This is a genomic window from Brevibacterium oceani (assembly GCF_017948325.1).
Classification (GTDB): domain Bacteria; phylum Actinomycetota; class Actinomycetes; order Actinomycetales; family Brevibacteriaceae; genus Brevibacterium; species Brevibacterium oceani.
In genome coordinates this window covers 1612395-1637371 of the sequence record NZ_CP072846.1, presented here as the reverse complement: position 1 = coordinate 1637371, position 24977 = coordinate 1612395, and the positions used below count along the sequence as shown (strand labels likewise).

The window sequence follows — 24977 nt, the reverse complement described above, 5'->3', positions numbered from 1 at the left end:
GCCTCAGTCCCTCGCAGCGGCTCCCAGGCCGTCCGCAGTGCGACCGCCCGCATCGCCGACGCCGGGGAAGGGCCACCCGCTCATCCGCTTCGGCCGGGCGGGTGCATAGGTCCTCACCTTCGAGGTCCTCAGGCCGAGTCCGACGAGGGATTCGGCGAGCCTGACCGCGGCCGTGACGCCGTCGACGACGGGGACGGCGCACCGATCCGTGATTGTCCGGCCGAGATCGGCCATTCCCCCGCACCCGAGGACGATGACCTCGGCACGGTCACGCTCGACCGCCTCGGCGGCCTGGTCGGCGATCGCGGTGACGGCACGGTCCGGACTCTCTTCGAGCTCGAGGACCGCCATACCCGAGGCCCGCACCGAGGCACAGTGGGCGTCGAGTCCGGCCAGGCGCAGCCGGTCCTCGATGAGCGGGACGGTGCGATCGAGCGTGGTGACCACCGAGTAGCGGCGCCCGAGGAACATCGCCAGCGCGGCCCCCGCCTCGGTGATGTCGACGACGGGGACGTCGAGGAGTTCCTGGAGGGCCTCCCGCCCGTGTTCTCCGTAGCCGGCTTGGATCACCGCATCGTAGTCACCGTCGTAGCCGAGCACGGCGTCCATGACGCCGAGGGCCGCGAGGTGGCTTTCGACGTTGCCCTCGCAGGACTCGGCACCGAACCTCGGGGTGAGTCCGATGATCTCGGTGCCCGGCGAGGCGACGGCGCGTGCGGCTCGGGCGATGCCCTCGGTCATCGACTCCGTCGTGTTCACGTTGGCGACGAGTATTCTCACGGGTGGCTCCATCATGGTCGGCGGCGGGCGGTGCGCTGGGGTTGCAGAGGGGTCAGTGGGTGGTCGGCACGGCGATCTCCTCGCCGTCGACCTCGCGGAAGGTGAAGTCCCGGCGGGCGATGACGAAGTAGATGATCGCTGACAGGGCCGCTCCGGAGAACCACGAGAACTCGGAGAGCCCGGCGAAGGTCGGGACGAGGGCGAAGACGAGGGAGATCGCCGAGGCGGGGATGAACGCGCCGATCGCCCGCCAGTTCACGCCGTGGTGGTAGAAGTATTCTCCGTCGCCGGCTTCGGTGTAGAGCTGGGGAACGTTGACCTTCGTCTTCCGCACCACCCAGTAGTCGACCATGATGATGCCGAACAGCGGTCCGAGCAGAGCACCGAGCCCGCCGAGGAAGTAGACGATGACGACGGGTGAGTCGTAGAGGTTCCACGGCAGGATGACGAAGCCGATGATCGCCGAGACGATCGCGGCCGAGCGGAAGTTGAGGTGGCGGGGGAAGAGGTTGGTCAGGGCGTAGGTCGGGGCGACGAAGTTGGCCATGAGGTTGACCGCGATCGTGAGGATGAGCAGGGACAGCGAGGCCAGGGCCAGCAGGATCGGGCTGCCGATGGTCTGCACGATGTCGGCGGGTGAGGTGATGACGGTGCCGTCGAGTTCGTACTGGGCTCCGGCCAGCGAGATGACGACGAGGCCGAAGACGAGCATGTTGATGGGGATCCCCCAGAAATTGCCGACGACGATCGATCCCTTCTTCTTCGCTGCCCGGGTGAAGTCGGAGAAGTTGAGCACGAAGGTGCCGTAGATCGAGACCCACAGAGCACCGCCGCCGAGGATGTGCATCCACATCGGCCACCCGGACAGGGCGCCGTCCCGGGACCAGGAGATCGAGAAGTCCACGCGTGAGAGCATCCATACGGCCAGGGCGAGGAAGGTGACGAGGATGATGGGGCCGGCGATCGCCTCGTACTTGCGGATCATCTCCATGCCGTAGCTGACGATGATGACCTGAACGATCCAGAGCAGGGTGAAGGAGAACCAGCCGAGTCCGGACAGACCGAGGAATTCTGTGTCTGCCCAGGCCTGAAGGCTGGGGATGAGGGTGATGAGGAGGACGTTGAGCACGCTCGAGGCCAGGTAGGTCTGGATGCCGAACCAGGCGATCGCGACGATCCCCCTCACCGAGGCGGCCAGCTGGGCGCCGTGGATGCCGAAGGCGATGCGGCTCATCACCGGATAGGGAACCCCGGTCTTGTGTCCCATGAAGCCCGAGAGGGTGAGGAGGAAGAAGAGCAGAGCGGCGCCGACGAGGAGGGCGACGAGGATCTGCCAGGCGCCCAGTCCCAGCGCGAAGAGCCCGAGGGCGAATCCGTAGTTGCCCAGGGAGTGCACATCGTTGGCCCACAGGGTGAACACGCTGTACGCGGTCCAGCTGCGCCCTTCCTTCTTGCTCGGCGCGAGGTCGGCATTGTAGAAGCGCGGACTGATCCGGTGTGCGGCCAGCTGGTCCGGGCTCGGCCCCAGTCGCGACGGCACAGACTCCTCCGAGGTCTCGGTCTTCCTCATGCGGCTCACAACTCCTGCGTGATGAGCACATCGCCGGGATACCAAATGAGGTTCCCAGGCGCTGCGACGGCGAATTCCTGTCGCCTCAGAGTAACGCGGCTCACACTCCCGCCGCAAGACCACGCCACCGATCGAACGCACGTCATCTGTGGTCTCGCGCGGTCAGTGACGCGGGATACGACGCCGTCGCGCCGCCTCGGCGAGGCCTGGCCCGCAATGGGAGGGAATGGTATTCCATTCCTTCCGAGTGCCGTCGTGGTCACTCTTCGCGCTCGACGTCCTTGGCCGTCGGATCCCACGCCACGATGCCCACCGCGATGGCTCCGGCCAGCGGCGCACAGGCGACGATCCAGAACACGCCGGTGCCCAGTGAGGCCGCGAGGATCGGGAACATGATGAGCGAGACGATCGAGAAGGCTCGGAGCACGGACTGGTTGAAGCCGATGCCGATGCCACGCAGCCGCGTCGGGTAGGACAGGGTCGCGTAGTTCATGAGGTTCGCACCCGGTCCACCGGCCTGCGCGAAGACGAAGGCTGCGAGCATCGCGACCGAGACGAGGACGAGTGCCCCGTTCGGGATGCCGACGAGAGCCAGCAGACCCAGCGCAACGGCCTGGACGACGAAGCCGATGAAGGTGATCTTCCGAGTGCCGAAGCGGTTGACGATCGACATGCCGAGCAGGCCGCCGAGGGCCCCGAAGCCCAGATTGATGATGAGCGAGGAGACGATCGTGATCAGCGGCGTCTGGTGGAAGAGCGTGGTGATGATGAGCGGTGTCCCATAGGCCACGGCGTTGTAGCCGAAGGTCGAGAAGACGGAGACGCAGAGAGCGACGATGGTGCGCACTCGGTATTTCGGGGAGAAGAGTTCGGCGAAGCCACGCCACCGTCCTGCTGCGGGCCTGTCGATTTCGCCCTCCGGTCCCTCTGCCGCACCGCTGGACGCCTCGGCGGCGAGCGCGACGTCGAGGTTGTGGTGGGAGCGCATGACGTCGACGGCCGCACGCAGATCACCCTGGTTGGCCAGCCATTCCGGGGACTCGGCGAGGTAGCGGCGGCGGACGAGGAGCACGATGAGGGCGGGTACAGCACCGAAGCCGACGACGATGCGCCACAGGATCGCATGCTGGTCATACGGCAGGGTCACGAAGATGATGAGGACGATGAGGTAGCCGACGCCGGTGGCGATGTACCACGCGGGCGACCACGAGTTCACGCGCTGTGAGCGGTTGCCTTTGCCCTTGAGCTTCGAGAATTCGGCGAGGAACGCCATCGCCACGGGCAGATCGAGACCGACGCCGATGCCCATGACGAAGCGGAAGGCGATGAGCACCCATTCGTTCGGAGCCAGGGCGCAGCCGATCGCGGCGATGACGAAGAAGACCATATCGGCCATGAACAGCCGGTAGCGGCCGAAGCGGTCGACGAGGTAGCCGCCGAAGAGGGCACCGATGACCGCGCCGATCATGATCGAGGCGTTGACGAGGCCGGTCATGAACCCGGAGAGCCCGAACTGCTCCTGGATCGCCGTGATGCCGAAGGCCAGCGAGGAGAAGTCGTAGGCGTCCATGAAGATCCCGCCGAGGGCGAGGATGATCACGGCCTTCGTCTTCGTCCCCTGTGAGCCGAATTCGGCGAGGACCGAGTGGATGTCGGAGGCGGTGGAGATGATGCGTGTGGTCGCCTGATTCGCGGCGGTGTCTGAATTGCTCACAAGCGTCGATTATGACGGCGCGTGGCACCGCGATCCGCCTCTTCCGTCACAGAGCGTCACGCGTGTGTGCGGCCTCACAGAGACTGCGGAAGGTGCGGTTCAGGTGAGTTCGGCCCCACGCCTCTCCGGCAGCAGGAACATCGCGAGGAATTGGAGGACGTAGATGGCGGGCAGCAGCGCCAGGGCGAAGCCGAAGCCGAGGGACCCGGCCAGCAGAGCGATGACGACGGGGGCCAGGCCGCCGATGGCGCGGCCGACATTGAAGATGACGTTCTGTGCGGTGGCCCTGACCTCGGTCGGGTACATCTCGGCCAGCAGAGCCCCGTGACCGCCGATCATGCCGTTGGCGAAGGCGCCCATGAAGAAGCCGCCTGCCAGCAGCGCACTCGGATCGCTCAACTGAGAGTAGACGAGGATGGAGACGATGGCTCCGACCTGGAAGATCCAGAATGCCGGACGCCGGCCGAGGCGGTCGGCGATCTGCCCGAAGACGAGGATTCCCGCGAGCATGCCCACGACCGTCACCGCCGTCCACAGCGATCCCTTCGTCACACCGAGTCCCATCTGCTCGGAGAGGTAGTTCGGCAGCCAGGTGATGATGCCGAAGTAGCCGAAGTTCTGCACGCTGGTGAGGATGGTCAGCGCCACCGTGACCTTGAGTGTCGTACGGTCCCTGACGAGTGCGCCGAGCTTCGCGGCGAAGGACTCGTGCGTCTTCGCCTCCGTCTGGCCGCCCTCGTCCACCTGGGAGCGCACGAACTTCTCCGGCTCCTCGACTCCACGGCGGACGACGAACGCGAACACGGCAGGGAAGAGGCCGATGACGAACAGCCCCCTCCATCCCCAGGCTGCGATGACCGGTGCGGAGACGAGGGCGGCGGCGAAGACGCCGAGTTGGAAGCCCACCCCGACCCACGAGGTGGCTCGCGCCCGCTGGTCGGCACGGACCGCCTCGGCGGCCAGGGCCATGCCGATGCCGAATTCCCCGCCGATGCCGATGCCGGCGATGAATCGATAGGCCGCGAGGTCCCAGTATCCCTGCGCGAGCGCGGAGAGTCCGGTGAACACGGCGAAGACGAGCACCGTCCACGTCAGCACCCGGACTCGGCCGAACCGGTCGGCCAGCGCGCCGAAGACGATGCCGCCGAGCACGGCGCCGAACAGGGTGATCGTCGACAGCGAACCGGCCCGAACGTCGCTGAGACCGAAGGTGGCGATGATGCCCGAGAGGGCGAAGCTGAGGACGAGGAGGTCGAAGCCGTCGAGTCCGTAGCCGATCGCGGCGGCGAAGAGCGCCTTGCGCCGGTAGCCGCGCTCGGCGGCGGATTCGGTGGTGGTCAGCGGCGTCGAAGTACTCATACGCGGTCTCTGTTCGGTCGACGGATCGGAAAACGGCCGCAGACCATTATGCCCCAGGCGGGCCGGCAAGGTCAGTGCCCGCACCGCCGGACAGCCGCCTCGGCGACCTGGACTGCGTCGGTGGCCGGGCTGCTCCGGCGGACAGCCGCCTCGGTGGCCGGGCTGCTCCGGCGACCTGGGCGACGGAGAGACTCAGACGCGGGCGGCGTCGAGACGGAAGCCGGCGCCCTTGTGGTCGTCGGCCAGCCGCGGGCCACCGCCGGTGAGAGCTTCGCGCACCGTGGCTCCGGCAACCGGTTCGGGCAGGAGTCCGCGACGGCGCAGCTCAGGTGAGACGTACTTCGTGAAGCGTTCGGCATCGGCCGGGCGGACGGCTGCAGCGATGTTGAAGCCGTCGATGTCGGCCTCATCCATCCACCGCTGGAATTCGTCGACGACGGTCGCGGGCGATCCGGTGATGACCGGACCGCGGCCTCCGAGTGCGACGAATTCTGCGAGGTCACGGATCGTCCACGCCTTGTCCCCTGCCATGGTCGTGAAGGAGGCGAGCGCGGACTGATTGGCATCGGTGGACACGTATTCGAGCGTGTCCTCCGGGTTCGCTCCGGACAGGTCGACTCCGGTCCAGCCGCCGAAGAGGGAAAGCGCGGATTCGGTGTCGACGTAACTGCGGTAGTCGGCCAGACGTGCCTCGGCCGCCTCGTCGGTGTCGTCGACGATGACGGTGGCCAGAGCGAAGATCTTCACGGAGTCACGGGCACGTCCGCGCTCCTCGAGTCCGTCACGGACCTTGTCGACCCAGCTGCGCAGGATCTGCGGTGTCGGGCCGGAGAAGAAGATCGCCTCGGCGTGGTCGAGGGCGAATTCCTGTCCGCGTTTCGAGGCACCGGCCTGGAACAGCAGCGGAGTGCCCTGGGGGCCGGGCACGGCGAGCGCCTGTCCGGGGACAGTGAAGAACTTGCCCTCGTGGTCGATGTCGTGGACCTGCGCGGGGTCGACGAAGACGTTCGCCTCGGCGTCGGCTTTGAGAGCCTCGGGGTTGATCGAACCCTCGAAGAGCTTGTACATGACGTCCATGAACTCATCGGCCCGGTCGTAGCGCTCATCGTGTGGGATCTGACCCTTGAGGCCCAGGTTGCGAGCTGCCGAATCGACGTAGCTGGTGACGATGTTCCAAGCCACCCGACCGTTCGTGAAGTGATCGAGGGTCGTCAGGGTGCGGGCGAGGAGGTAGGGCTTCTCATACGTCACCGAGGCGGTGACGCCGAAGCCGAGGGTCTGGGTGTCCGCGGCCATAGCCGGGATCGCGACGAGCGGGTCGAGCAGCGGGAACTGGACTCCCCCGCGGTTCGTGACATCGGCGTTGCCGCCGTAGACGTCGTAGACGCCGAGGATGTCGGCGAGGAAGAGGGAGGAGAATCCGCCCTCTTCGAGCGTCTTCGCCAGATCCGTCCAGAACGAGAGCTGGGTGAACTCCTCGATGCGTGATTCGGGGTGGCGCCAGAGCCCGGGCGACTGGTGGACCGGGGTCATCATGTCGAAGGCGTTGAGCACGATCGGTTTCGTCATCGGTTGTCTCCTGTTTCGGTGGTGCGTGATGCTGTGAGTGCGTGGTGCTGTGTCTGCTGCTGCCCCGGCCCGCTCAGTGGCTGGGTACGAATGTGCTGTCGGCTCAGGCAGCGGTGCGGTCGAGGTCGCGTGCCGGGTCCTTGGCCGCCACGGCGGCGATAAGCGAGATCACGCACAGCAGGGTGAGGTAGCCGCAGATCAGCCACGGCGAATGTCTGCCGGCGACGTAGAGCAGCGCGGCGATCATCGGCATGATTCCGCCGCCGATGACGGTGCCCAGCTGGTAGCCCATGTTCACTCCCGAGTAGCGGACCTCGATGGGGAACTGCTCGGCGAACCATGCGGCCTGGGGTCCGTAGACGGCATCGTGGGCGAGGTTCATTCCGAGGATGACGATGATGGGCAGGAAGGCCAGCGGACCCGCGTCGAGGTAGGCGAAGAAGATCCACCCGAACACGGCGATGCCGATGAAGCCGCCGATGGTCACGGGCTTGCGGCCGACGCGGTCGGAGACCCAGCCCCACGCCGGCCCGGTGACCAGGCCGATGGCCGAGGCGATCATCACGGCCGTGACGCCGGAGGTCGAGTCGTCGCGGTTCTCCGACAGGTAGCTGAGCATGTAGACGGTGATGAGGTAGAAGACGCTGTTCTGGGCCAGGCGCAGACCGATCGTGATGAGCAGGACCCGGGGATGGTCGGTGATGACCGTGCGCAGCGGAGCCTTGGCGACCTGGCCGGAGTCCTTCAGCTCTTGGAATTCCGGGGCGTCGGAGACACCGAGGCGGATCCACAGCCCTAGTCCCACGAGCAGTGCGGAGGCGAGGAACGGAATGCGCCAGCCGAATGATTCGAACTGTTCGGTGCTCAGAAGGTTCTGGACGATGAAGAAGGCGCTGGTGGCCAGCAGCATGCCCGCAGCGGAGCCGATCTGGGTGAAGGAACCGAAGAATCCGCGCTTGCGGGCCGGCGCGTGTTCGACCGACAGCAGAGCGGACCCGCCCCATTCGGCGCCGGCGGACAGACCTTGGACGATGCGCAGGACGACGAGCGAGGCGGCGGCCCACCAGCCGATGGCTGCGAAGTTCGGGACCAACCCGATGAGCGTCGAGGCGGTTCCCATGGACAGCAGGGAGACGACGAGCAGCGCCTTGCGTCCGACCCGATCACCGAGGTGGCCGGCGATGATTCCGCCCAGAGGTCGGGCGAAGAACCCGACGGCGAGGGTGGCGAAGGACGCGAGTCGGCTGCCGAGTTCACTGTCGGAGGGGAAGAACTGGACGTTGAAGATCAGAGCCGCCGCAGTCCCGTAGAGGTAGAAGTCGTACCACTCGATCGTCGTTCCGGCGAAGGCCGAGGCCAGCACCCGCTTCTTTCCGTCAAAGAATCGCCGAGGCGGGTCCTGGGTGCTCGGATCGGTGACCGAGGTCTGGGTCATGGGAGGCTCCTGCTGCGCTCACCGAGTGAGACACATGAGTCGGGGTCGTCAGTATCGCTGAGCAATCTATTCCCCCACGCCCGAGTTCACGTCGCGCCGCGTCATGGTCCGACTTTGTCTGTCACAGAGGGTCACACTGCGTCGCCATATGACCCCGATCACTGCACTTCACGTCGTATTTTGCAATGATCGAGGGCAACGACCGACGCATATCGACCAGCGGTCCCCTGTATCGCGGGCCCTCACGCGAACCTCGCACGAGTGGAGACACCGATCCGGATCGCTCAACAGAGCATACGAGGTGAAGGAATGACGATCTTGGCAGACCCCTCGGTCACACCGAACACAGCCGCCGATGCCGCCTCACCGGAGAACCTCCGAGAGACCTTCTCCCACTTCCCACAGGGAGTCGCCTTCATCGGCGCGACGATCGACGGTGCACCGATCGGGATCGTCGCCTCCACACTGACGGTCGGAGTCTCGCTCGATCCGCCTCTGGTCAGTGTCGCCGTTCAGAAATCGTCGGCCACCTGGCCCGCCCTGCGCGATGCACCCGAGCTCGGGATCTCTCTGCTGGGCACGGACCAGGAGGGGCTGGCCCGGCAGCTCGCTTCGAAGGACCGCTCCCGTCGCTTCGACGGCATCGACCCCGACCTCACCGCCGCCGGTGCGGTGACGATCCCCGGCAGCTCGGCATTCCTCTGGACCCGCCTCTACAACGAAGTCGAGGCCGGCGACCACACCGTGGCCCTGCTCGAGATCCTCGCCACGCGCAGCCCTGACGGCCCGGAGGCACTCGTCTTCCATCGCAGCGAGTTCAAGGGCATGCGCGTGTCCTGACCGCAGTCCCGCAATGTCCGTTCGCGGGCGCTTGACGCATGTTCGAACACGTGTTCGAATTGCTCTATGAGGTGGAACGAACTCACCGGTCCCGCTCCGGACGGCGGTGCCCCCGCGAGACCCGGCGCAGCGACGCCGGAGCTCTTCGGAGTCCGAGGACTCGTCCGCACCGTCCGCACTCCCGAGTTCTCCGGCGTCACCTTCCACGAGGTGCTCGCGAAGTCCGCCCTCAATCGGGTGCCCGCAGCCAGCTCGATGCCGTTCACCTGGACGATCAACCCGTATCGCGGCTGTTCCCACGCCTGCGTGTACTGCTTCGCCAGGAGCACACACCGTTATCTCGACCTCGATACCGGCGAGGACTTCGACCGGCAGGTCATCGTCAAGATCAACACTGCCGAGGTGGTCGCCGCCGAGGTGGCCAAGCCGAAATGGTCGCGCGAGCTCGTCGCCCTCGGCACGAACACCGACCCTTACCAGCGGGCCGAAGGCAGGTACGCGCTCATGCCCGGCGTCATCACCGCCCTGGCCGGACATGGCACCCCGATGTCGATCCTGACCAAGGGCACGCTGCTGCGGCGGGATCTGCCGTTGCTCGCCCGCGCTGCCGAGGACGTTCCGGTGGAGATCAGCATGTCGATCGCCGTCCACGATGACGAGCTCCAGCAGAGCCTCGAGCCGGGGACGCCGACCACCGCGGCCAGGCTGGCGACCGTCCGCGCCGCCGCCGAACTCGGCTTCGACGTCACGGTCTTCATGATGCCGATCCTGCCCAAGCTCACCGATTCCCGCGACCACCTCGATTCGGCTCTGCGTGCGATCAGAGACGCCGGTGCTTCGCGGGTGGTCTACGGTGCCCTTCACCTGCGCCCGGGAGCGCGGGAGTGGTTCTTCTCCTGGCTGGAGCGCGAACACCCCGAGCTCCTCCCCCGCTACCGCCGCATGTATGCGACCTCGTCGTACGCCTCGAAAGACTACCGGCGCTGGCTGGGCGAGCGCATCAATCCGCTCATCGACGGCTACGGGCTGCGCGGACGCAACGATGACGACGACCCCGTCGCAGCGCGCGAGTCTCGGACTCGCATCGGAGCCGGCCCGGGCCGCCGCAGTCGGTCGGAGGCGCCATTTCCCGCCGATCTGGCGCCGCCCTCGCAGCGACCGCTCTTCTGAGCGCTCTGCCGCCGACGCAGCGGAGAACCACCTTCAGCGAACCCACCGACGGTCGCCAACCCGCTCACGGTCGGTGCAGACGGACGTATTCGGCGGGCGTGGCTCCGAACTCCTTCCGGAACGCGTCGATGAATCCTCCCGCCGTTGCGTAGCCGACCTTCGCACCCACGCGATGAACGGGCTCACCGTCCAGGAGCCCGGTGAGCGATGAGAGCAGCCGGGTCTTCGTCCGCCATCGGGCGAATCCATGTCCGGTCTGCGACTCGAACGCCCGCGCGAGGGTACGAGCACTCACCCCGTGAAGTGCGGCCCATTCGCTCAGTTGCGTGGGCAGATCCGGCTCGGCGATGAGGGAATCAGCGACGGCTCGCGCAGCCGGGTGGGTCGGCAGGGGAAGGGTGGTATCGCGATCCTCCGCCTCGTCGAGGAGGTCAAGAAGGAGCCGACAGCACGACGCACGACGATGAGGACTCAGAGCACGCCCGGGAAGATGACGCATGATCGCTCCGACAAGCGGGTCGAGCGCAATTGCGCGAGGACGCATCCAGCTTTCGCCGGCAGGACGGAGCACCGGGCTGAGATAGACACTCACCGTCGCGCCGGGGCCGAGCAGTCGGTTCGAATGCACGACGCCCGCGGGGATCCAGAGCAGCGTGTCCTCGTGAACCAACCAGCGATGCTCGCCGATGACGACTTCCATCGCACCCCCGGGGAACCAGTAGAGCTGGTCACCTTCGTGGCTGTGCGGAGCGAACGACTCGTCCCAGTGTTCGGCAGCGGAGAAAGTCGCCGTTGTCACTTCAGCATCATTGAAAACCATAGTCTCGCCTTCAGCGACTGTCATCACGTCATTCCCTGCCTTCCGATTCGTCACAGACGACAGCCTAGTGTCACTTGAACATCATCTGTGTCATCTGATCAGAGTAGAACATCGCCGAGGGCAAAGGTTAGCCTTACCTCGAGTGCCAGCCCGGCACCGTCCCGATATCACCCGATGAGAATCGAGCACCCATGCCCCTGAGCCGCCGACTGCGATCGGTCATGCCGTTTGTCGCCCTTGTCACTGCCGTTGCCTTGACTGCCTGTTCCTCGGCGCCTGCCGACCAAGAGGATGCCGGGGGAACATCCGGAGCCGAGGGCGGCTCATTCCCGGTCACCATCGATCACGCCTACGGCACGACGACGATCGAGAGCGAACCGAAGAAGATCGTCACCCTCGGCCTCTCGGACCAGGATCCGCTGCTCGCCCTCGGAGTCGCCCCGATCGCCGTGGCTCCCTGGTGGGGCGATTACGACTACGCAACCTGGCCGTGGGCGCAGGACGAACTCGGAGATGCGAAGCCGACGATCCTCAACGGCGGGGAGCGCAACGATGATCACCCGCCGGTCGAGGAGATCGCCGAACTCGAGCCGGACCTCATCATCTCCCTTTACAACGGGACCACGGAAGAGCAGTATCAGCAGCTCTCCGAAATCGCTCCCCTCGTCGTCCCCGATAAGGAGTACACGAACTTCTCGATCACCTGGCAGGAGGCGACCCGCGCCACCGGAGAGGCACTGGGACGCGAGGACGAGGCACTCGACCTCGTCGACGACCTCGAGAAGTCATTCGCCGATGCCGCATCCGACCACCCCGAGTTCAAGGGCAAGAAAGCCGTCGTCGCCGAACGCTTCGAAGCCGGAGAATCCGTGGTCCGGACGGGCAACGACGTGCGGGCCCAGTTCTTCTCCCAGCTCGGATTCGACGTGCCGAAGTCCATCGCGGAGTTCGAACCCAACGATGCAGGCGAGGTCTACGTCCCTGACGAGCGCATGGATGAACTCTCGAAGGACCTGCTCGTCTGGAACGCCGGCTTCAGCCCCGACGCCAAGAAGACCGTCGAGGGCCTCGGGCTCTACCGGGATCTGCCCGTCGTCGCCGACGACCATGTCCTCTGGGTCGAAGACGAGGTGCTCTCCGGAGCATTCAGCTGGGGAACCATCCTCAGCCTGCAGTACGCCCTCGATGAGATGGTCCCGCAGATCGCGAAGACTGTGGACTAGTCCGCGGGTTCACACGAACGGCGGGAATACGGGTGACTCGCGTGCGGTTGCCTCTGCCATGAAGATTGAGATCTGGTCGGACATCGCCTGCCCTTGGTGCTACATCGGAAAACGCCGTTTCGAAACGGCCCTCGACGCCTTCGCACACAAGGACTCCGTCGAGGTTGCCTGGCGCAGCTTCCAGCTCGATCCGAGCCTGCCCGAGCATTTCGACGGCACCGAGACCGAATACCTCAGCCAGATGAAGGGCATGCCGCCCGAGCAGGTCCGGCAGATGTTCGACCATGTCACACAACAGGCGGCCGGAGAGGGCCTGAACTACGACTTCGATGCGATCGTCGTGGCCAACAGCTTCACCGCCCACCGATTCCTCCACTATGCCGGGACGCAGGGAGTCATGTCCGAGGCGAAGGAGGCGCTCCTGTCCGGTCACTTCGAACAGGGCCGGGACATCGGTGACGTCTCCTACCTCGCCGAGGTGGCGTCCTCCCTCGGCCTCGACGCCGAGGAGACACGGTGGGTGCTCGAGTCCGTTGAGTACAGTGCTGAGGTCAGGGCTGATATCGCCGAGGCCAGGGAGCTGGGCGCCGATGGTGTTCCGTTCTTCGTCATCGACCGCAAATACGGCATCTCCGGCGCGCAGCTGCCAGCGGCTTTCAGCCAGGCCCTTGAGACCGCCTGGGGCGAGAGCCAGAAGCTCACCGTACTCGCCGGCCCGCAGGCCGCGGACGACGAATACCCGGACGGAGCCGTCTGCGGCCCCGACGGCTGCCACTGACCCAATTGCTACCCGACGGCGGCCCAGCAACCTTGCGCCAAGTTGCTGGGCCGCCGTCGGGATCCTTCTATGCTTGTCAAGCGGCCTGCCCAACCACGTTCGTCGCCTCGAGAAGCCGATACACTCTCCGAGCCACAAACCGCTTGATACACCGGATAGCTTCCTTCTTCGACAGCCCTTCCCTGAGCCGTTTGGCCATGTACGCTCGAGTCTCCTCATCGAAGGACAACTTAGTGATGGCCACCATGTACAACGCGGAGTTCAACCGGCGATCCCCACTGCGGTTGAGCCGGAACCTCACCACATTGCCCGACGACGCTGGAATCGGACTCACCCCCGCCAGCTTCGCGAAAGCAGCCTCAGAACACACCCGCCCCGGATGCGACCACGCCAGATAGAACACGGCGGCAGTGATCGGCCCGATCCCCGGCTGAGCCAGCAACACAGCAGCCGGACTGTCCTTGACCAGAGCCAGAATCCGTGTGGCGTAATCCTTGATGTCCGCATCGAGTTCGATGACACGTTTGGCCAACCGGATCGCTTCCCGACGTGCCTCCAAACGCGCCACAGGCTCGTTCCTGACCCGCCACTTCGACACCGTTCGGATCTTGGCGACTGACAGTTTCCTTCGCGCATCGAGACCGAGATCGTTCGCCCGTAACAATGCGGTCAGCGCGTTGATGGTGCGGGTCTTCTCCCGCGTCATGGACTCACGGGCACCCACCAGGATCCGCAGTCCCTGGCGCGGCCCATCGGCCTGCCTGGGCACACGCAGTCGCGATTGCTCCAAGGGCAGAACGGTGGCCGCGATTCTGCGGGCATCGATCTGGTCATCCTTGCCCGTGCTGTGACGGTCGCGAACATTCATGCTCGCTGCTTCGGCGACCATGTACCCAGCCTCAGCGACGTTCTCGGCCAGGACTGCTCCGTAGGTGCCGATACCCTCGACCACCCACAAGGTGTCCAAGTGCCCGCCGGTACGGCGACCGACCCAGGCCAACGCTCGTGCCAGTCCAGCATTCGTCGTTGGGAATTCGCGGGTATCGATGTGCTCGCCGGTGTTGGTGAGCACGGCGTAGACGTGGTTCTTCGCATGCGTGTCGACGCCTACGACAAACGCATATAAATGCGAGATGATAGTCACGACGGTTCGTGATTCTCCCGTGTTAGAGCGGATGATGTCCGACCGTCGAACGGTCGGCTCCGGTCCGGGAGATAGTCACGTCGGAACACTACTGTGATGAGTCACGTTCGGTCAGGAACGGACAACCTTCTGATCAAGTTACCGATATGGGCCGAGCCGGGGCCGGCCGCCCACCGATCACCAGACAGATCCTGACGATGACATCGTCTGAGTCAGTAGCAATTTGAGTCATGATGATCGATGGGACGGTCGGTTCCTACTCTGCCAGCCAGTCCCAGACCAGCCACTATCAATCCTCACAGTAGCAATTGGGGGTATGCGGGTCAGAGCAGCGGAACGTTCGGGTACCGCACCGCCCCGTCAGGATCGGTCACGGGAGCGGCGAGCATCCCGGCGGCGGCATCGATGAGGAACCGTCCGACCTGCTCCCAGCTGCCCTTGTTCGCATCCTCGTTCATCCTCGCCTCCTGATCGGCGCACACGCGGACGACCATGGAGCCCAGCAGGTAGGCTCGCCCACGCAGGACCCCCTCGGGAATGCCCTCGACCGCACCGTTGATGAAGCGCAGATCCTCGGGCACATCCGACCCCCCGATCACGTCCTTGACCACTCCGACGGCCGAAGGCACCGCGGATACCTGTGAGATGAACTGGGCGCGCCAGCTCGGCCGCGGGAGGCCGTCGAGCAGCTCGACGAGCGGGCGCAGTCGACAGGTGATGAGTTCGTGGATGCTCGGCGCATCGGACAACTGCGATATCAGCTCGTCCCTGCGCCGGGAAATCTCGTCCTGATGCCGCATCACGAGCGCGCGAAGCAGTCCCTCACGCCCGCCGAAGTGGTAGGCGATCGCCGAATGGTTGGCCGCCCCGGCGTGTTCGACGATCCGCCGGTTCGACACCGCACCGATCCCGTCTCGGGCGAAGAGCTCTTCGGCGGCATCGAGCAGTGCTTCACGTGCTCGGTCGCTGTGCGTTCCCATTCCACCACTCTCTCCATCAGGCGTCGATTTCACAATTTTAAGTCAGACGTCTTAAACTAGTCGAGTTCACCGTGGTCGACGAGGATCACACGACTTCCAGCGCCACAGGAGGAAGACAATGTCCGACCGTCAACCACGCACGAGAAGAGAGGCCCTCGAGTCCGAGCACCCTGTTGCCGACTCTGATGCAGGGCCGACCACAGCCGCCGACGAGGAGGCGGCTGCCAAACGCGCCAAGGCCGAAATGATCGGGCGCACCGTCGCGATCTTCCTCATGCCGCTCATCTTCGTGGGCATGATGATCACGAGCTACCTCGGCACCATGCACTCCCCCACACCCAAGGACATGCCCGTCGCCGTCACGGGCTCCTCCTCGGCGGCGTCCGATCTCACCTACGCACTCAGCGGCGCCGAGCCCGACGCCCTCGATGTCGACAAGGTCGAGGACGCACACACCGCGCGTGAGCGGGTCATCGACCGGGAAGCCTCAGCGGCGGTCGTCGTCGAGGGTCGACAGGCGACCCTGTACACCGCCGGCGGGGCCGGAGCGCAACAGGCGACGACCGTGACCGGCCTCGTTATGCCGGTACTCCAAGAGGAGGGCCTCGATATCGAGACCGACGATCTCGCACCGCTGCCGGGCAACGATCCGACCGGCATGGCCGCGATGTTCCTCATGACGGCGATCGTCATGGCCGGCTACCTGCCCTTCAGCGTGCTGCGGTCGAACTCCCCTGAGCTGCTGAAGTTCAAACGGATCGTTCCCATCATCGGCACCTGGGCTGCCGTCATCGCGGGCCTCGTGTGGACGGTGGCCTGCCCGATCCTCGACGTCGTCGACGTCGAGGACACCGTCGCCGTGCTCGGCATCGCCTGGCTCGGTGTGTTCGCCATCGCCGCCGTCCAGCTCTTCATCACCCGCCTCGTCGGGGCGATGGGCGTGATCTTCGGAATCCTCTTCCTCATGGTCCTCGGCATGCCATCGTCGAACATGGCGATGCCCGTGACCACGATGCCGAGATTCTTCCGGTTCACCCACGAGTTCCTGCCGATGCCGGCGATCGGCGAATCCCTGCGCTCAGTGCTCTACTTCGGCGGTCGCGGAGTCACCGAACATCTGCTCGTCCTCGCCATCGGCGCCGTCGTCGGTCTCCTGCTCACGAAGCTCTACGACACCATCTCGCACAGACGCAACCCGGATCCGGCACCGCTGAACGTGAACATCCCTTCCATCCACGGAGGCCGACGTCCGGATTCGAAGGTCCTCCGCTACGTCTCGCTGGTGATCTTCCCGCTGGGAATGGTGACGATGATGATCTCGTTCATGCTCGGCGCCATGCACTCCCCTGCGCCGAAGGACATGCCCGTGGTCGTCGTCGGTTCCTCGACCGAGCAGGCGAAGGACACAATCGCCGATCTCGACAAGCAGATGGACGGCATGTTCGACTTCACCGCCTCCGATGACGAAGACGAGGCTCGTGCGCTCGTCCACGACCGCGATGAGGTCGCCGCACTCGTCCTGCCCACCGAGAAGAACCCCGAGTTCGGGCTCATCGCGAATCAGGCGGCCAACAACGCCTCCTATCGGGTCGTCAATCAGATCTTCGAGCAGGTCGCCTCGGCGCAGGATATGGATCTCGACGTCGACGACATCGCCCCGCTGCCCGACCGGGACAAGAACGGCGTGGTCGTCATGTACGTCGCCATGGGCTGGATCCTCGCCGGATTCATGGTCGTCATCGTGGGTGCGAATGCGAACCCGTGGAGCCGACCGCTCAAGCGGATGCTGCCCCTGCTCACCGTCTATGCGCCGTTCATGTCGCTGGTCGTCGCGCTCATCGCCGGACCGATCACCGGCGCCGTCGAGGGGCACTTCGCGGCCCTATGGGGTGCAGGCATCATCGCGATTGCGTGCATCTCGATGTTCGCGATGGTCTTCGAGAGACTCATCGGGATGTTTGCGATCATTCCCGTCATCGGCACTCTCATGTTCGCCGGAGTGCCTGCCTCGAACGGAGCGATCTCGGAATACATGGTTCCGTCGTTCTTCTCGACCTTGCACGACTGGCTGCCGATGGCCGCCGCGGTGGAGACGATCCGGTCGATCATCTACTTCGACGGCGATGTCGTCGCCGAGCATCTTCAGGTCCTCGGGCTGTGGGGGCTCGTCTCCCTGGCCTTGGTCTTCCTCATCGACGGCATCCGGCCGCCGCGCACCGAGCACGACTTCGGCAATCTCCACCTCGAGAGGGAACGCGAACGCAGGAAGCAGCTGCGCAAGCAGACGAAGGCCCTCGATGCTCCCCAGGAGACCCAGACCGTGCAGAGCACGATCGTCGAGGACACTGACGAAGCCGATCAGCCAGCGGCAGCAGACGGGTCGGACTCGACGTCGTACTCGCTCGAACCACGCAGAGCCCCGACCGCCGGCGATGGGATCTCACGCAGCAGACCGGAGGATGACAGCAGTCGGGATGACCACCACACCCCGATCCCTTCCACCGTCTGACCCCACCCCATTTGCTACCTGACGGCGGCCCTGCAACCTCGCGCGAGGTTGCAGGGCCGCCGTCAGGTAGCAAATGGGGCTAGTGTGAAGAGCACTATGGGTTCACAGATCGACTTCTTCAGCACGACCGGCCTCATCGAGGCCGGTCTGCTGCTGGCCAGCTTCGTGCTCTGTTCGCTCATCGGCTTCGAGCGCCAGTTCCGGCAGAAGGCAGCGGGCTATCGCACACACGTGCTCGTGGGCATCGGCACCTGCGCGTTCACCCTGGTCTCGGCGTACGGATTCGCAGGCGTCCTCGACAGCGACGTCCGCCTCGATCCCTCGCGGATCGCTGCGCAGATCGTTTCGGGCATCGGCTTCCTCGGTGCCGGAGTCATCTTCAAGGGCCGCAATATGGTCCGCGGACTGACCACGGCCGCAACGATCTGGGTCACCGCCGCGGTCGGCATGGCCTGTGGTGCGGGCATGCTCTCGCTGGCGACCATCCTCACGGCCCTCCACCTGTTCACGCTCTTCGTCGTCGCGCCACTGATCCGCAGGATCCCCAACAGCGACCATCGCAAACTGCTGCGCATCGCCTACCAGGACGGGTCCGGGGTGCTGCGAGACATCCTCGCGCTGGCCAGCCGCATGGGGTTCTCGAATTCCATCGTCGACTCCCGGCGGTTCGATGACGACGACGGCACACGCATGGTTCAGATCGACGTGAAGTTCGAGGGCAAGCGTCCGCTCCACCTCCTCGTCGCACCACTCATGGATCTGCCCGGAGTCGGCACAGTGAGCATGCGCGAGGACCGCATTCATTCCTTCGACGACGACGGCGACTCGGTCTGACCGACTCGCCGCAGCGGCATCAGAGCGCGAGACGGGAGAGCATCTCTTCCATACCTGCCCGGACACGCTGCCGGGAGGAGTCCCCGAAGACCGTCGCCTGGACGACGGCCCCTTGGAGCATGGCGAGAATCGCCGGTGCCAGGGCAGCAGCCTGCGCCCGTGCCGATTCGGTCTCCGTTCCCCGCTTCTCGTGCAGATAGTCGGTCAGGTACACGGTGAATTGCTCGAGCAGCGCTTCGAAGATCGTGCCGGCGAATCGCGCGAACTCCCCGTCATACGACGCCTCGCCCCAGACCTGCACCAGAACCGAGGAGAACGGGTTGTCGACGAGCAGAGAGTCGAGGAGTTCGACGAACACCACCTGAGGCTCCGTCACCTCGCTTTCCGACTGCGCCGTCTGCAGCACCGCGATGCGAGGCTCCATCACTCTGCGGGCGACATCGATCATCAGATCGCCCTTGGAGGCGTAGTAGACGTAGACGGCACCGGCCGACAGCCCGGCCTCCTTGACGATCTCGGCCATCGACGCGCCTGCGAATCCCCTGCGGGCGAAGCAGGCCAGTGCGGCGTCCTGAATCCTGCGACGCATCGTCTGCCTGTGCTCTTCAGTGACCTTCGGCACATCTCCCCCATAAAACGAATGAACATTCTTGATATATCCTACTTCATGGTTTCATAATGAACGAGCATTCGTTTTCGAAGATTGGACAGACATGAGCACGAGGATTCTCAGCAGCTCGACGACGGGCGCGAGCCCGGAGGCAGCTCCGACGGGCGCAGGCACTCGACCGGCCGTGACAGAGCATTCCGCTTCGTCGCAGGGTTCCGGAGATCCTGCGGCACCGCCTGAGGGCAGACTGCCGCGGCACAGCGTCGGCCGTGCCATCGGCATCGCCGTCTTCGCCGCAGCGATCGTCAGTGCCATCCTGCTCGCGTTCAGTTGGCCGACCGTGACGGCCGAACCGAAGGACCTGCCCATCGCGGCCATCGGCGATGAGAAGCAGATCGATCAGGTCGTCGACAATGCACCTGAGGGCATGCTCGACCTCAAGGACGCCGATTCTCGAGCCGATGCCGTGGACATGATCAAACACCGTGATGTCTACGGAGCACTGGTCCTCGGCGACGAGCCCGAGATCCTCGTGTCCTCGGCCGCCTCGCCCGCGGTGGACCAGCAGCTGCGAGCCATGGCCGCGCAGATGCAGCAGCAGATCGACAAGCAGGCGATCTCGGGCATGCAGGACGGACTCGAAAAGCTCCAGGGGGCGCTGAAAGCCGCCTCGCAGCCCCCCGGTGCCGGCCAACCCGGCCAGCCGGGAGCAGAACGGGACTCGCCGGCCGCCGGGGCCGGACAGAATGCCTCGGCCACGGAGGTGCCGCAGATCAAGGTCACCGACGTCGTCCCCCTCTCCGATGACGACTCGACCGGTGCGGGGCTGGCGATCGCCGGGCTCCCTCTGACCATCGGCGGCATCATCGGCGGTGTGCTCACCAGCATGCTCGTTCACTCCCGCCGGATGCGAGCGGTCGCCGTGGTCGTCTACGGGGCCGTCGGCGGTCTGGCTCTCACACTCATCCTCCAGTCCTGGTTCGGCATCCTCCAGGGCAACTTCGGTCTCAACGTCCTCGCTGCCGGTCTCGCGGTCGCCTCGACGGCGGCGCTCATCAACGGATTCGTCTCGCTGATGGGGCCGGGCGGCATCGCCATCGGCGCGGTCCTCACGATGTTCATCGGCAATCCGATCTCCTCCCTGCAGCAGCCGAAGGAGTTCCTCATCGGGTCGTGGGGAGACATCGGTCAGTTCTTCGTACCCGGCGCGGCCGGAACGCTCCTGCGTGACCTCTCGTACTTCCCGGATGCTGCGATGGCCACCCAGTGGTGGGTGCTCATCGGCTGGTTCGTCCTCGGCATCGCCCTCATCCTCATCGGCCATGTCCTGGCCCACCGGAAGACGCGAGCAGCCGCGCACTGAGCACTCCCCCACCCGGCGCACTATCCCCAACTGACTCCCATCGCCCCTGGTCATCGTCTCTCACGAAGACTAGGGTCGGTGGGAGTCAGTGGTCTCCGACATCGAGACCGAGGAGGAATCCATCGTGACATTCGACGATGTGACGATCTGCCGCACCTGCGGAGTGGAAACGACGACACCGCCGCCTCGGCTGTGCCCGATCTGCGATGACGACCGCCAGTGGGTTCCGGCTTCCGGTCAGGCGTGGACGACGCGGGAAGAACTCGAAGCCGAGGGTCATGCTCTCAGCATCGACGAACGCGAGCCCGGGCTCTTCGCACTGCGGATCGAGCCGAAACTCGGAATCGGCCAGACCTGTTATCTGGCGTGCACGGAATCGGGAAACCTGCTCTTCGATGTCCCTGCCTACATCGACGCCGAGGCGGTCTCACAGGTCCGTGAGCTCGGCGGAGTCGCAGCCATCGCCGCCAGTCACCCGCACATGTTCGGCACCCAGCTGGAATGGAGCGTCGCTTTCGACGACGCCCCGGTGTTCGTCTGCCGGGCGATGTCGACTGGGTGCAGCGCCGAGGCAGGACGATCACGACCTATTTCCACGAGGCGGCCCCGCTGCCCGGGGTCAGCCTCCGCCGCACGGGAGGACACTTCCCCGGCAGTGCCGTGGCCGTGTGGACGGGTGCGGACGGCACCGGAGTCATGCTCAGCGGCGATTCCATCGGCCCCGTCCCCAGAGACGGCTGGGTGACGTTTATGCGCAGTTTCCCGAACTATCTGCCGTTGTCCGCCGCCGTCGTCAGACGCATCGCCTCCGCGGTCTCCGATCTCGACTTCGATCGAATGTACGGCAATTTCGGTCAGCAGATCTCCAACGGAGCCCATGACGCCGTGCAGACGTCGGCCGAACGCTACGCACAGTGGGTCTCAGGCGTCCACGACCACCTCACCTGAGGGCCGTGATCAGCGGGAGCGGAACTGCGCGGTGACGGGGCAATCGAAGGGATCGGCCTGGCCGAGCCCGACGCGGTTGAGATAGCGGACGATGATCCGGTAGGACTCGAACAGCGTCGTCTCCGTGTACGGGATGTCCTTCTGTCGGCAGTATTCGCGTACGAGCGGCTGCACCTTGTGCAGGTTGACACTCGGCATGCTCGGGAACAGGTGGTGTTCGATCTGGTAGTTCAGCCCGCCCATGAGGAAGCCCATCGGGCGACCGCCGGAGATGTTGCGTGACATCAGGGTCTGCCTGCGCAGGAAGTCGATCTTCACGTCTTTCGGCACGATCGGCTGGCCTTTGTGGTTCGGAGCGAAAGATCCACCCATGTGAACACCGAAGACCGCCACCTGCACGACGAAGAAGACGAGACCGATGACCGGTCCGGCGGCCCAGATCGCCAGCAGCGGGAACCCGAGGAGACGGATGCCGATGAGGACGCCTTCGGTCCAGCGCCGCTTGATCGAGGACTGACCGCGGAGAATCGCCTGCACCGACTGCACGTGCAGCTGCAGACCGGCGAGGGTGAGCAGGGGGAAGAACGCCCAGCCTTGGCGGGCGGCGAACCATTTGGCCACGCCGGTGCGTTCGCGGGCGTCCTCGGCGACGAAGACAAGGGTTCCCGGTGCGATGTCGGGATCGACACCGGCCTTGTTCGGGTTCGCATGGTGGAGGGCATTGTGCTTCTTCAGCCACCAGCCGTAGCTGAGGCCGATGAAGAGGTTGCCGATGATCGTCGAAACCCACTCCCCGACCTTCCCGCTGGTGAAGATCTGCCGGTGGGCGGCGTCGTGAGCGACGTAGGCAGTCTGAGTGAAGAGGATGCCGAAGACGACTGCGGTGGCGATCTGCCACCAGCTCTCGCCGATGAGGAAGAGCATCGCGAATGCGCCGACATAGGCCAGTCCCAGCAGGCTGAAGCGCAGGGTGTTCCATCCGGGGCGTCTGGCCAGCAGGCCGGCTTCCTTGACCTGGGCCATCAGGGCGCTGAAGTCGCTCGTGAACTCCTGCTGCGCGGTACCGCGCTTGGCACGCCTGTTCTCGAGGACCTGGGCGCGGGTGGCCGCATCCGGCTGCGGAGTCGGCAAGGGGGTGCTGATGACATCGGTCGGATTCATACTCCTCACAATAGGGATGCGACCGGGGCACCGCGTCACCCCAGAGAGCGGTCTTCGACCCCTACCCTGGTAGGGGTCGGGTCGAAAGCTCGACTGCGATCACCTCAGGCCTGAGCATATCAGGCCTGGGCACCGCAGGCTTGGGGATATCAAGGCTGGCCACCGGGAATGACGAGGCCCGACTCATACGCGGCGATGACCGCCTGTGCCCGATCCCGTGCCCCGACCTTGCCCAGAATCCGTGAGACATGGGTCTTGACGGTCTGGACGGCGATGCACAGCGAGGCGGCGATCTCCCGGTTCGTCGCACCCCGGGCGACCTCGACGAGGATCTCCCGTTCGCGGTCGGTGAGCTCGGGCAGAGCAGTCAGACTCGGTGCCTGCGGCCCGGCAGCGAAGTGTTCGATGACGCGACGGGTGACGCTCGGCGCGAGCAGACCCTCCCCTGCAGCCACGACCCGCACCGCCTCGGCGAGCTCATCGGGTGGGGCGTCCTTGAGCAGGAAGCCGCTGGCTCCGGCGCGGATCGCGTCGAAGACGTAGTCGTCGATGTCGAAGGTGGTGAGCATGATGATCCGCGGTTCACTGCCGCCCCCGGAATCGCCACCCGACTTAGCGAGGATCGCCCGCGTCGCTTCGATGCCGTCCATGAGCGGCATGCGCACGTCCATGAGGATGACGTCGGGTCGCAGGTCTGCGGCCATGGCCACACCCTCGGCGCCATCCTGGGCCTGACCGACCACGTCGATGTCAGGGTGGGCGTCGAGCAGCGCGGCGAAGCCGGCTCTCACCATCGCCTGGTCATCGGTGATGAGCACACGGATCATGACCGTTCCTCTCCGTCATCGGTCGCCGGATCGAGCGGCAGGATCGCCACGACTTCGTAGGTGTCTTCAGGAGTCCACCCGATGTGGACCTGTCCTCCCACCGAGGCGGCGCGCTCGCGCATTCCGATCAGCCCCTGCCCTCGGTCGGACGAGTGCCCGACCGACTCGGTCGCGCCGCTGCCGCGAGTGCTGACGATGCTGATCGTCACCGCTCGATCGTCGCTTCGGACGTCGACATCGATCTCCGGGCCCCGGTTGTGGCGCACCGCGTTGCTCAGTGCTTCCTGAACGATGCGATACCCCGCCAGTCCCGTGCTCTCCCGGAAGCCGCGACTGAAGTCGTCCCCCTGTTGACGAAGGCTGACTCGGACCCCGGCCTGCTGGGCCTGAACGATGAGGTTCCCGATGTCGGACAACCTCGGCTGCGGGGCGAGTTCGTGGCCGGTGTCGTCGTTGCGCAGGACGCTGAGGAGTCCGCGCATCTCCGTGAGCGCGTGGCGGGCCGAGACCGAGATCGTTTCGAACTCCTCGGCCACCTCGGCGTCGATGCCGACGTGGCGGAACGGGGCACTGGAGGCCTGGATGTTGATGATCGACATGCTGTGGGCGACGATGTCGTGCAGCTCTCGGGCGATGCGCGTCTTCTCCTCGACGGCGACCCGCTTCGAATGCTCGACGGCTGTGTTCTCCTTCTCCCGGATGAGCTGGGACCGGATGAGGTTCCACTGTCGGACGATGACCGCGGCGACGTAGACCCCGCCCGCGATGCACGAGAAGACGACGATGGTAACAACGGTCGATTCCGACCGGCGGATCTCGAGCAGGAAATGGCCGGCCGCGGCCGCAGCCGAGGAGGCGACGATGCTGCCGAGCAGCGCACCGAGGGCGACTCCCCAATGCGCCCGGAGGCCGACGATGAGGATGACGAGGACCTGGGTGATCATCATCGGCACCGTCCACGGCCACGGCAGTCCGGCCGCCGTGGGGGCGAGCAGCGGGAGCACACCGCAGACGAGCGCCGAGGCGATCGTGGCGAAGAGCGGACGCAGCATCGCCAACGGCAGACAGCCGGCGTGGACGAGGCTGAGGGCGAAGGCGAGCGCGATCGGAGCTGCGTAGACGCCGACGGCGATCGAGGCTTCGATCGCGAGCATCGCAATGGCGGCGAGGATCACCGCCACCCAGGCCAGGGCCCTCGGGTCGAGCGAACGGTCGGGAGGCAGGAATCTGTCGAAGAGTCGGCTGATCACCACGTCTGCGGGCTCCCTTTCTGCGATCCCGGTCGATCCTGGGGATCGTCGAACCCGGCGCGCGTCGTCACGTCGACAGTAGCAAACGCGCAC

Annotated in this window: 21 protein-coding genes; 8 read left to right on the top strand and 13 right to left on the bottom strand. The window is 65.5% G+C overall.

Annotated features, from left to right (window positions below):
- Nucleotides 1-3 precede the first annotated feature (3 nt).
- The 6 genes from J9314_RS07165 to J9314_RS07140 form a co-directional block, all read right to left on the bottom strand.
- Nucleotides 4-780, bottom strand: coding sequence for an aspartate/glutamate racemase family protein (locus J9314_RS07165; protein WP_246490657.1), 777 nt, complete (start codon nt 778-780; stop codon nt 4-6).
- 52 nt (nt 781-832) lie between these two features.
- Entirely contained in the window at nt 833-2350 is a 1518-nt protein-coding gene (locus J9314_RS07160; protein ID WP_210605116.1) for an NCS1 family nucleobase:cation symporter-1, read from the bottom strand.
- Nucleotides 2351-2609: 259 nt separating this feature from the next.
- Complete coding sequence (locus J9314_RS07155) at nt 2610-4064, bottom strand: MFS transporter (protein WP_210605115.1); 1455 nt, start codon at nt 4062-4064, stop codon at nt 2610-2612.
- A 99-nt stretch (nt 4065-4163) separates the two neighbouring features.
- Nucleotides 4164-5423: an MFS transporter gene (locus J9314_RS07150; RefSeq protein WP_210605114.1), complete on the bottom strand. Its 1260-nt coding sequence runs from the start codon at nt 5421-5423 to the stop codon at nt 4164-4166.
- A 192-nt stretch (nt 5424-5615) separates the two neighbouring features.
- Nucleotides 5616-6992 carry an LLM class flavin-dependent oxidoreductase gene (locus J9314_RS07145; RefSeq protein WP_210605113.1) on the bottom strand — a complete coding sequence of 459 codons (1377 nt, stop codon included), beginning with the start codon at nt 6990-6992 and terminating at the stop codon, nt 5616-5618.
- Nucleotides 6993-7095: 103 nt separating this feature from the next.
- A complete protein-coding gene (locus J9314_RS07140; RefSeq protein WP_210605112.1) occupies nt 7096-8427 on the bottom strand; it encodes an MFS transporter in 1332 nt (443 codons plus the stop codon).
- A 309-nt stretch (nt 8428-8736) separates the two neighbouring features.
- Here J9314_RS07140 and J9314_RS07135 point away from each other — a divergent pair, with 309 nt between their 5' ends.
- Nucleotides 8737-9267 carry a flavin reductase family protein gene (locus J9314_RS07135; RefSeq protein ID WP_210605111.1) on the top strand — a complete coding sequence of 177 codons (531 nt, stop codon included), beginning with the start codon at nt 8737-8739 and terminating at the stop codon, nt 9265-9267.
- Nucleotides 9268-9333: 66 nt separating this feature from the next.
- Nucleotides 9334-10437, top strand: a complete 1104-nt coding sequence (locus J9314_RS07130) for an Rv2578c family radical SAM protein (protein ID WP_210605110.1) — start codon at nt 9334-9336, stop codon at nt 10435-10437.
- Nucleotides 10438-10501: 64 nt separating this feature from the next.
- Here the strand turns inward: J9314_RS07130 and J9314_RS07125 are convergent, their stop codons facing one another.
- On the bottom strand, nt 10502-11236 hold the full coding sequence (locus J9314_RS07125) for a helix-turn-helix transcriptional regulator (protein ID WP_210605109.1): 735 nt from the start codon (nt 11234-11236) through the stop codon (nt 10502-10504).
- 212 nt (nt 11237-11448) lie between these two features.
- Here J9314_RS07125 and J9314_RS07120 point away from each other — a divergent pair, with 212 nt between their 5' ends.
- Together J9314_RS07120 and J9314_RS07115 are read left to right on the top strand one after the other, a co-directional pair.
- Nucleotides 11449-12480, top strand: coding sequence for an ABC transporter substrate-binding protein (locus J9314_RS07120; protein WP_210605108.1), 1032 nt, complete (start codon nt 11449-11451; stop codon nt 12478-12480).
- A gap of 58 nt (nt 12481-12538) precedes the next feature.
- The gene (locus tag J9314_RS07115) at nt 12539-13258 is read left to right on the top strand and encodes a DsbA family oxidoreductase (protein ID WP_210605107.1); all 720 of its coding nucleotides are present in this window, start codon (nt 12539-12541) and stop codon (nt 13256-13258) included.
- Between the two features lie 76 nt (nt 13259-13334).
- Here J9314_RS07115 and J9314_RS07110 read toward each other — a convergent pair whose 3' ends face one another.
- Both J9314_RS07110 and J9314_RS07105 read right to left on the bottom strand, forming a co-directional pair.
- A complete protein-coding gene (locus tag J9314_RS07110; protein ID WP_210605106.1) occupies nt 13335-14402 on the bottom strand; it encodes an IS110 family RNA-guided transposase in 1068 nt (355 codons plus the stop codon).
- A 323-nt stretch (nt 14403-14725) separates the two neighbouring features.
- On the bottom strand, nt 14726-15382 hold the full coding sequence (locus J9314_RS07105) for a TetR/AcrR family transcriptional regulator (RefSeq protein WP_210605105.1): 657 nt from the start codon (nt 15380-15382) through the stop codon (nt 14726-14728).
- Between the two features lie 118 nt (nt 15383-15500).
- Between J9314_RS07105 and J9314_RS07100 the strand changes: the two genes are divergently transcribed.
- Nucleotides 15501-17891, top strand: coding sequence for an ABC transporter permease (locus J9314_RS07100; protein ID WP_246490656.1), 2391 nt, complete (start codon nt 15501-15503; stop codon nt 17889-17891).
- Nucleotides 17892-17987: 96 nt separating this feature from the next.
- Nucleotides 17988-18725, top strand: a complete 738-nt coding sequence (locus J9314_RS07095) for an MgtC/SapB family protein (RefSeq protein ID WP_210605104.1) — start codon at nt 17988-17990, stop codon at nt 18723-18725.
- Between the two features lie 19 nt (nt 18726-18744).
- On the opposite strand, the gene J9314_RS07090 is transcribed toward J9314_RS07095, so the two are convergent.
- Nucleotides 18745-19347 carry a TetR/AcrR family transcriptional regulator gene (locus J9314_RS07090; protein ID WP_210605103.1) on the bottom strand — a complete coding sequence of 201 codons (603 nt, stop codon included), beginning with the start codon at nt 19345-19347 and terminating at the stop codon, nt 18745-18747.
- Between the two features lie 91 nt (nt 19348-19438).
- Between J9314_RS07090 and J9314_RS07085 the strand changes: the two genes are divergently transcribed.
- Both J9314_RS07085 and J9314_RS19375 read left to right on the top strand, forming a co-directional pair.
- Nucleotides 19439-20698 (top strand): ABC transporter permease, encoded by a 1260-nt coding sequence (locus J9314_RS07085; protein WP_210605102.1) that lies wholly within the window; start codon nt 19439-19441, stop codon nt 20696-20698.
- Nucleotides 20699-21199: 501 nt separating this feature from the next.
- Complete coding sequence (locus J9314_RS19375) at nt 21200-21646, top strand: MBL fold metallo-hydrolase (RefSeq protein ID WP_343207052.1); 447 nt, start codon at nt 21200-21202, stop codon at nt 21644-21646.
- 9 nt (nt 21647-21655) lie between these two features.
- Here the strand turns inward: J9314_RS19375 and J9314_RS07075 are convergent, their stop codons facing one another.
- The 3 genes from J9314_RS07075 to J9314_RS07065 form a co-directional block, all read right to left on the bottom strand.
- The gene (locus tag J9314_RS07075) at nt 21656-22807 is read right to left on the bottom strand and encodes a fatty acid desaturase family protein (RefSeq protein WP_210605101.1); all 1152 of its coding nucleotides are present in this window, start codon (nt 22805-22807) and stop codon (nt 21656-21658) included.
- Nucleotides 22808-22956: 149 nt separating this feature from the next.
- Nucleotides 22957-23634, bottom strand: a complete 678-nt coding sequence (locus J9314_RS07070; protein WP_210605100.1) for a response regulator — start codon at nt 23632-23634, stop codon at nt 22957-22959.
- On the bottom strand, nt 23631-24887 hold the full coding sequence (locus J9314_RS07065) for a sensor histidine kinase (RefSeq protein WP_210605099.1): 1257 nt from the start codon (nt 24885-24887) through the stop codon (nt 23631-23633). Before J9314_RS07065 ends, J9314_RS07070 begins: the two co-directional genes overlap by 4 nt.
- Nucleotides 24888-24977 lie beyond the last annotated feature (90 nt).

Bases quoted from the DNA above. Each gene is read 5' to 3' on its own strand.
- J9314_RS07160 (WP_210605116.1), bottom strand. From the start codon at position 2,350: ATGAGGAAGACCGAGACCTCGGAGGAGTCTGTGCCGTCGCGACTGGGG.
- J9314_RS07150 (WP_210605114.1), bottom strand. From the start codon at position 5,423: ATGAGTACTTCGACGCCGCTGACCACCACCGAATCCGCCGCCGAGCGC.
- J9314_RS07145 (WP_210605113.1), bottom strand. From the start codon at position 6,992: ATGACGAAACCGATCGTGCTCAACGCCTTCGACATGATGACCCCGGTC.
- J9314_RS07140 (WP_210605112.1), bottom strand. From the start codon at position 8,427: ATGACCCAGACCTCGGTCACCGATCCGAGCACCCAGGACCCGCCTCGG.
- J9314_RS07135 (WP_210605111.1), top strand. From the start codon at position 8,737: ATGACGATCTTGGCAGACCCCTCGGTCACACCGAACACAGCCGCCGAT.
- J9314_RS07130 (WP_210605110.1), top strand. From the start codon at position 9,334: ATGAGGTGGAACGAACTCACCGGTCCCGCTCCGGACGGCGGTGCCCCC.
- J9314_RS07120 (WP_210605108.1), top strand. From the start codon at position 11,449: ATGCCCCTGAGCCGCCGACTGCGATCGGTCATGCCGTTTGTCGCCCTT.
- J9314_RS07115 (WP_210605107.1), top strand. From the start codon at position 12,539: ATGAAGATTGAGATCTGGTCGGACATCGCCTGCCCTTGGTGCTACATC.
- J9314_RS07105 (WP_210605105.1), bottom strand. From the start codon at position 15,382: ATGGGAACGCACAGCGACCGAGCACGTGAAGCACTGCTCGATGCCGCC.
- J9314_RS07100 (WP_246490656.1), top strand. From the start codon at position 15,501: ATGTCCGACCGTCAACCACGCACGAGAAGAGAGGCCCTCGAGTCCGAG.
- J9314_RS07095 (WP_210605104.1), top strand. From the start codon at position 17,988: ATGGGTTCACAGATCGACTTCTTCAGCACGACCGGCCTCATCGAGGCC.
- J9314_RS07085 (WP_210605102.1), top strand. From the start codon at position 19,439: ATGAGCACGAGGATTCTCAGCAGCTCGACGACGGGCGCGAGCCCGGAG.
- J9314_RS19375 (WP_343207052.1), top strand. From the start codon at position 21,200: ATGGAGCGTCGCTTTCGACGACGCCCCGGTGTTCGTCTGCCGGGCGAT.
- J9314_RS07075 (WP_210605101.1), bottom strand. From the start codon at position 22,807: ATGAATCCGACCGATGTCATCAGCACCCCCTTGCCGACTCCGCAGCCG.
- J9314_RS07070 (WP_210605100.1), bottom strand. From the start codon at position 23,634: ATGATCCGTGTGCTCATCACCGATGACCAGGCGATGGTGAGAGCCGGC.